The organism is Enterocloster sp. 210928-DFI.2.20, from assembly GCF_020554465.1.
In the GTDB taxonomy this organism is placed as follows: Bacteria; Bacillota; Clostridia; order Lachnospirales; family Lachnospiraceae; genus Enterocloster; species Enterocloster bolteae.
Genome location: NZ_JAJCHK010000004.1, coordinates 225,385 through 233,013, shown reverse-complemented (window position 1 = coordinate 233,013; position 7,629 = coordinate 225,385). Strand labels below are relative to the sequence as shown.

The 7,629-nt window shown below is 49.7% G+C and carries 5 protein-coding genes and 1 pseudogene; all 6 read right to left on the bottom strand.

What is annotated here, in order from left to right:
- Window positions 1–46: 46 nt before the first annotated feature.
- A pseudogene (locus tag LI015_RS06760) lies at window positions 47–619 on the bottom strand (PfkB family carbohydrate kinase); the annotation flags it as partial.
- A gap of 146 nt (window positions 620–765) precedes the next feature.
- The gene (deoC, locus tag LI015_RS06755; protein WP_002566122.1) at window positions 766–1,401 is read right to left on the bottom strand and encodes a deoxyribose-phosphate aldolase; all 636 of its coding nucleotides are present in this window, start codon (window positions 1,399–1,401) and stop codon (window positions 766–768) included.
- Window positions 1,402–1,556: 155 nt separating this feature from the next.
- Window positions 1,557–2,579, bottom strand: coding sequence for a LacI family DNA-binding transcriptional regulator (locus tag LI015_RS06750; protein WP_117625724.1), 1,023 nt, complete (start codon window positions 2,577–2,579; stop codon window positions 1,557–1,559).
- Window positions 2,580–2,960: 381 nt separating this feature from the next.
- A complete protein-coding gene (locus LI015_RS06745; protein ID WP_002566124.1) occupies window positions 2,961–4,322 on the bottom strand; it encodes a GntP family permease in 1,362 nt (453 codons plus the stop codon).
- 134 nt (window positions 4,323–4,456) lie between these two features.
- Complete coding sequence (ilvD, locus tag LI015_RS06740) at window positions 4,457–6,178, bottom strand: dihydroxy-acid dehydratase (RefSeq protein WP_227124344.1); 1,722 nt, start codon at window positions 6,176–6,178, stop codon at window positions 4,457–4,459.
- A gap of 557 nt (window positions 6,179–6,735) precedes the next feature.
- Window positions 6,736–7,458: a FadR/GntR family transcriptional regulator gene (locus LI015_RS06735; RefSeq protein ID WP_227124343.1), complete on the bottom strand. Its 723-nt coding sequence runs from the start codon at window positions 7,456–7,458 to the stop codon at window positions 6,736–6,738.
- Window positions 7,459–7,629 lie beyond the last annotated feature (171 nt).

The window sequence follows — 7,629 nt, the reverse complement described above, 5'->3', positions numbered from 1 at the left end:
AAGTTCAATGCCAGAGTTTTGCTGGCATGATCACTCAAGATTCCGAGAGATCATTGGGGGTAATCAGGTCAATTTTGCCTAAAAGCTCATCACTGACAGGCTGCACAGGGGCGGTGTTTAAAATGACCTTAACGCCCTTCCTGTATGCGATGTCCACGATGCGCTCCACAGAGGACACATTGGTCTCCAGCTGTGTCAGCAGGTATTCGGACCGGCCCACCAAATCCTCCAGGGAATCCACTTCCTGGTCCGTAATGGTATTGCAGGCCCCGAGTATAACCACGATTTCATTCTGGCTGCTGTTCTCATCCACCATGATCAGAGCGCATCCTGTCTCCGTTGTCTCGGAATACAAAACCCTTCCCGTATCCATGTGAAGCTCATTCATAGTATTGAGGGCAATATCGGCAAACGCGTCCCGGCCAAGCTTTGTCACCATGGTCACATCCGCTCCTGCCTTGTGGGCCGCCACACCCTGGTTGAATCCCTTGCCGCCGGGTCCCATCTTAAACACGGTCCCCTTCACTGTCTCCCCTGCTGCCGGCAGATGCGGTGTCCTGCCCATCAAATCCACCACAAAGCTTCCAAATACTGTTACTTTTTTTCCCATATGCTCCATAATATGTTCTCTCTCCTTAATCCATCTTGCCGGCGCGCTCCGTACACGCTTCATGACAATCCTATGGCCGGCTCCCCATCGGCAATTCTGCGCCAGCAGTTTCCTATCGACATTTTTCCATCAACATATTTCCACCGGCAGACAATCTAAATCAGTACAATCCCGTTGCCGGCTCCGATTCTGTCCGCCCCTGCCTCAATCATAGCCGCAGCGTCTTCCGGTGTGCGGATGCCGCCGCTGGCCTTTACTCTGGCACTGTCTCCAACGGTTCTGCGCATCAGGGCAACGTCAGCTGCCGTAGCTCCGCCTGTGCTGAATCCGGTGGAAGTTTTCACGAAATCAGCCCCCGCCTTCACTGCCAGCTGGCAGGCCCTTACCTTTTCCTCATCCGTCAGGAGGCAGGTCTCTATGATGACCTTTACCACTGCGCCCGCAGAGGCTTTTACCACGGCCCGGATATCCTCCTCCACAAAGGAGTCGTCCCCGTCCTTAAGGGCGCTTATGTTGATAACCATATCCACCTCATCTGCCCCTGCCTTTACAGCCTCAGAAGCCTCAAAGGCCTTTGCGCTGGTAAGCATGGCTCCCAGAGGGAATCCCACCACACAGCACGTCTTTACACCGCTTCCCTTTAACTGCTCCGCTACCAGCGGCACAAAGCAGGTATTGACACAGACAGAAGCAAATTTGTGTTCCCTCGCCTCACTGCAATATCTTATGATAGTATTCTTACTGGCATCCGCCTTCAGCATCGTGTGATCAATCATGTGTTCAATTCCCATTTTCATTCTCCTTTTCCGTTTGAAGCTTTTACAGGTTGAAATTGTATTATGTATTTTCTGTAACCGGTTACACATTTCTGTAAAAAAATATGATAGGCTTTGCATTTTTGTGTAACCGGTTACAGATTTGTGCAGAAAACAATCTGACTGGATTGTCAGGTTGTTTTCCTGTGTTCTGAACCCCGCAGGATTACCTTGTAGGGAATGGTAATCCGCTTTCCTCTCTGACGGCTCTTTCCTGAATCTTCAAAGCACTCCTGAAGAAGTCTCATGGCTTCCCGCCCCTGTTCCCTGGCATCCCTGTCCACCACGGATATCCTGTAATCGATCATCCGCAGGGCGTCAATGTCATCGAATCCCATCAGTGAAATGTCCCTTCCTATCTTAACCTTGTGTTCCGTCAGATACTTAAGACATCCCAGAGTGGAAAGGTTGTTGGATGTAAAGATGGCCGTGGGCGGTTCCGCAAGTCCCAAAAGCCGTCCGGTACATTCGTATGCCTTGGCAATCTTAAAATCGCCGCAGGCAACGTATTCCTCAGGAACAGCCAGTCCGCTGTCCTCCATGGCCTGCAGATAGCCCTGGCACCGGTCCTTGCCCGGCTTGGAGGTCTCAGGGCCGGTTATAATGGCAATCCTCTCATGGCCTGCCTTTATTAACTCCATCACTCCGTCATAGGATCCCTTCTGGTTGTCCACGAATACGCCGTCAAACTGGGCCCCTTTCACATCACGGTCCACCAGCACCACCGGTATGCCGGATTCCTCCAATCGGAGCAGGTAATCCCTGGTAACCGTATCTGTCTCTGAAATCGGCGTTATGATTACGCCCTTCAGTCTCTGGCTTTCCACGATTTTCAAAAAATCATGTTCCTTGTCCAACGTCTCATTGGTTCCCAGAAAAACAATATTATAATGGTACGATTCAGCCACTTCGCTGATTCCGCTTATAACCTTGGAAAAAAACTCATTCTCAATATCCGGGATGATGGTTCCCACGCTTAAGCTGTCCTGAATGCTCAGGCTTCTGGCGATGGCGCTGGGTACATAATTATACTCCTCCACTGCCCTAAGTACCTTTTGCCTGGTCTCCTCTTTCACGTATCCTGAATTATTGAGAACCCTGGAAATCGTAGCGGAAGAGACGCCTGCCCGGCGTGCAATTTCTTTAATGTTCATGACCCTTCCCCTCTCTTTTTCCTGTAACCATGCCAGCATAATCTGTAACCGGTTACATATATAATACTACCACATAGATTGTTAAATATAAATAGTTTTTATCATTTTTTCACAATAAAGTCAATAGGAAGTCAGTGGAAATAATTTAAGATGGGTATCCCGGCTAACCCCCTATAGGATACATACAGAAAATCTGCCAAATGGATCGGATGATCTGGCTGTTATACAGCAGTCTATAATGCTTTAAGTCCGCTTATACAGTCAAAGGGAGACAGCCCAAAGACTGTCTCCCCTTTTAATCCCAACTCATGAAATGCTAAATCTATAAAAATATCAATTCACATCTTAATTTGAGTATATAATGACATCACCTGACCGCTGCTATGCAAAGAAGGATATAATAAGAGCCACTACAAATCCCGTGCCGCCCACCAGCGTCTCCATGACAGTCCATGTCTTAAGAGTGGTCTTTTCATCCAACCCCACCAGTGATTTCACAAGCCAGAAGCCGGAATCATTAAAATGAGAGCACACCGTTGCTCCTCCTGCCACTGCCGCTGTGACACAGGCCAGGTACAGAGGGGACAGGGTTGCAATTTCCGGCATGGCCGCGATGATGCCGGCTGCCATGGTCATGGCAACTGTAGCAGACCCAACAGAAATACGCACCAGAGCAGCCACCACAAAAGCCACTACCACAATCGGAAGAGAGGCAGATGACACTGCATTGCCAATCACATCACCCAGACCGGAATTCTGCAGCATGAACCGCAGCACGCCGCCGCAGGCCGTTACCAGAAGAATCAGGCCCGTAGGCTCCAGAGACTTTGTCAGTACCTTTTCCAGCTCCTCGTTGCTGTATCCGTGACGGTATCCCAGAAGAAACATAGCCACAACCGTCGCTATGGTGAGAGCCACAAACGGCTCACCCAGGAATCCTAACACCGGCTGTACAGAGGCAAGGGCAGGAACCACCTTTGCAATGGAATTCAGGATAATGAGAACCAGCGGAATCAAAATAATTCCCACGATTGTTCCGAACTTTGGAAGCTTTGATTCGTCAAAATCCTCCTGGTTGGCAATGTGTTCCGGAACCGGTATATCGTACTTGTTTCCGCAGATAGTCCCCCATATGGGACCGGCCACTATCATGGCAAAAATACCGCACACAATACCTACCATAATGACCCAGCCCAGGTCCACGCCCAGCATGGTAGCCACCAGCACGGGCCCCGGTGTGGGCGGAATAAATGCATGGCCTACCGCCAGACCGGCCAGCAGGGGAATGGCATAGAACAGGGAGGAGCGTTTGGTTCTCTTTGCAAGAGAAAAGGCAAGAGGAATCAGAATAATGAGTCCCGCATCGAAGAATACCGGCATGGCTATGACAAGTCCCGTGATTCCCAAAGCCCAGGCAGCCTTCTTGTCGCCGAATTTCTTTACCATGGTGACTGCCAGTGTCTGAGCGCCTCCTGATATCTCCAATATGGAACCGAACATGGAGCCCAGACCCACAAGCAGGGCGATTCCCTTAAGAGTACTTCCAATTCCTTCATTTACAGAGCTTATGATATCCGTAAAGGGCATGCCTGCAATCAGCCCGATGGCCACTGCGCCTACCAGAATGGAGATCATTGCCTGCACCTTGAATTTGATGATTAAAAGCAGCAGAATCACCAGCCCTGCCAAGGCCGCGATAATCAGTCTGGTCGGATCCAGAGCTGCAGCTGTTGTTGTTGTCATACTTATTACCCTCCTATAATTTCACACAATATCCCTATTTCCGCTGATACTTCCATCTAATATTTCTCGTTCATGTTTCAACAATAGCTCCGGTCCATACTTCCCACAAATATTTCCCGGCCAGTTTCCGTCAATCAGACCATGTAACCGCCCTTCATGGGTGATACGGCATGCTCGGAATAAATTTTAAGTACGCCCTTTTTATACTTGGCTTCCCTTGGTTTCCAGGCTTTTCTGCGCTCTGCAAGAATACGTTCTACCTCTTCCTTGGGAAGTTCCTCTCCCTTCACGCCTATGATTTCCAGAACGCGCTCCGGTATATCAATCCTGATAAGGTCATCCTCTTCCACCAGGGCAATGGGTCCACCGTCCGCTGCCTCAGGTGATACATGTCCGATGGCTGGCCCTTTGGATGCCCCGGAGAACCTGCCGTCCGTGATAAGCGCTATGGTTTTTCCCAGCTCCGGATCAGAGGAGATAGCTTCTGTGGTATAGAACATTTCCGGCATTCCCGATCCCTTAGGTCCTTCATACCGGATAAACACGGCATCTCCCGGCTGTATCTTCCTGGAAATAACTGCCTCAATGGCGTCCTCCTCACAGTCAAAAGGTTTTGCCTTCAGGACTGCCTTAAACATCTCCTTAGGAACAGCAGAATGTTTCACCACAGAACCCTCCGGCGCCAGATTTCCTCTCAATATGGCCACGGTTCCGTCTGTCCCGATGGGTTCCTCAAAGGTCCTGATAACATCGGTGCGCTTCAGCCCCCATTTTTTCAGATATCCGTCGCACTTGTCGTAGAATCCGCCAGCCTTAAGCTCTTCCAGATTTTCTCCCAGGGTCTTTCCGGTAACAGTCATCACATCCAGGTGCAGCATGGACTTTATTTCCTCCATCACAGCGGGAACACCGCCTGCATAGTAGAAGAACTGTGCCGGCCATTTTCCGGCAGGTCTGATATCCAGCAGGTAATGAGCTCCCCTGTGCATACGGTCAAATGTGTCAGCGTCAATCTCCAGTCCCAGCTCATGGGCAATGGCAGGAATATGAAGCAGGGAATTGGTTGAACCGGATATGGCAGCATGCACCATAATGGCATTCTCAAATGATTTCATGGTCACGATATCGCTTACCTTAAGCCCCTTCCTGGCCAGTTCCATGACCTGGAGGCCTGCCTTATACGCCATTTCCTTCAAATCTTCGCAGGTTGCAGGCATCAGCGCTGAGCCGGGAAGCATCAGCCCCAGAGCTTCGGCCATGATCTGCATGGTGGAGGCAGTACCCATAAAGGAACAGGCTCCGCAGGATGGACAGGCATTGTGCTTATAATAGGTAAGCTTTTCTTCGGTAATCTCACCTCTCTGGCACATGGCTGAATAGGCGCCAATCTGTTCCAGGGTCAGCAGGTCGGGGCCAGCATCCATAACGCCGCCGGTCACCACGATAGACGGCATATCAAGTCTTGCCAGTCCCATCAGACAGGCAGGCACAGATTTGTCGCAGCTTGCGATGAACACGCCTCCGTCAAACCCTGTGGAATTGCCGTGAATCTCAATCATATTGGCAATCATATCCCTGTGCGCAAGTGAATAGTTGATACCGTCATGTCCCTGGGCAATGCCGTCGCATATGTCTGTGGTAAAATACCTGGCTCCCTTTCCGCCTGCATCCGCGATTCCCCGCATAGCTTCATTCACAAACCGGTCCAGATGGGCGCTGCCCGGATGGCTGTCGCCAAATGTACTCTCAACCATAATCTGCGGTTTATCCAGGTCTTCCACCTTCCACCCCATACCTATTTTTAAGGGGTCGTTCTCCGGTGCCAGCGCTCTTACTTTTTGACTATTCAATTCCATTATAATGCCTCCTCTTTTTGTTTTACATCTGACGTCTGACTTCTTTATAGTTTTATAGTAGCATTTTTGATTTATTCTTTCAAGTCATCAGACTTGTTTTCTACTATATTGTCAAAAAAATTTGATTTATTTATGCACTATATCTAAACCGGTATTATTTCGCTTCCAGAATCCCCCATTTTTCTGCACGTTTAGCTGGTTTCGTTCTGATTCCTTTGCAAAAGTCGTCAGATGTATTTTGGTTTAAAATGAATCAAAACAAAAAAACCTATAAGTTTAAGTATTCCCTTTTATTTGCTTCCGGGGTCTGCTAAAACTTATAGGTATAAATATTTATCAGGTCTGTCTTTCTCCCATGTCCGTATTACCACCACACTTCTGCATGGTTCTTATGCTCTCACGTTGCCGTCGCATCCCGCACTGCTGCCACATTCCCGCACTGCTGTCACATCCCGCACTGCTGCTACATTCCCGCACTGCTGTCACATACCCGCACTGCCGTCGCATCCCGCACTGCCGTCACATTCCCGCACTGCTGTCACACTACCGGCACGCTCCTACGCCTCACGTCCATCCTTCATCAGCTGCCGGATCATATTCCTGTTAAAAGTCATATGCATCATCATGGCGGTTTTGGCACCGATAGGGTCGTGCTCCGCAATAGCCTCGGTCACGGCCCGGTGGGTCATGATGGTCTCGTGGGTCAGCTTTTTGTGGGTCACATTGACAAACATAAGGACTGCTGTATCAATAATAGGGATCAGCTGTTCCACCACCTTATTCTTGGAACATTCAGCCACACAGGTATGGAAGGCGATGTCGTCTTCTATGTAACTGTCTCCAATCTTTATTTTCCGTTCAACGCTGTCACACAGATTCCTCAGCTTCAGAACATCCTCCTGGGTTGCGTTGAGAGCCGCCATCTCTGCGATTCCCGGCTCCAGTATGATGCGTACATTTACCAAATCCAGGGCCAGGGCCATCTTGTCCTCCACCGCCCCCAGGCCCAGGGGGTCCATGTCCACCGGCGTAGTGCTGACCACGTACGTACCGGATCCTCTCCTGACTTCCAGAATTCCTCTGGAAATCAAAAGTTTCACCGCTTCCCGGATGGTACTCCTTCCCACGCTGAACCTGTCTCCCAGTTCAAATTCATTGGGAAGTTTAGCGCCTACGGCTATGGGCGTTTCCAGTATATACTGGTATATCTGCTCCTGAACCTGCTCTGCCAGCAGTTTATTTTTCAGATTGGACAGTTCTCCTTTGTTGGCCTTCTGCATTTTCCTAAAGACATCCTTTCCCGGTTATTGCTGTGTGCTCTAATCCTATACATTCTAACACATTTTAAACCGGTTTACAAATACATGCATGAACGCGCCAACTATCCATCCGGCAGCCGGAATACTTCCATGGCCCGGCTCCGGTATCCGTTTAAAGGGAAGGCCCGGAAC

Coding starts and splice junctions, on each gene's coding strand:
- deoC (WP_002566122.1), bottom strand. CDS start 1,401: ATGGGAATTGAACACATGATTGATCACACGATGCTGAAGGCGGATGCC.
- LI015_RS06750 (WP_117625724.1), bottom strand. CDS start 2,579: ATGAACATTAAAGAAATTGCACGCCGGGCAGGCGTCTCTTCCGCTACG.
- LI015_RS06745 (WP_002566124.1), bottom strand. CDS start 4,322: ATGACAACAACAACAGCTGCAGCTCTGGATCCGACCAGACTGATTATC.
- ilvD (WP_227124344.1), bottom strand. CDS start 6,178: ATGGAATTGAATAGTCAAAAAGTAAGAGCGCTGGCACCGGAGAACGAC.
- LI015_RS06735 (WP_227124343.1), bottom strand. CDS start 7,458: ATGCAGAAGGCCAACAAAGGAGAACTGTCCAATCTGAAAAATAAACTG.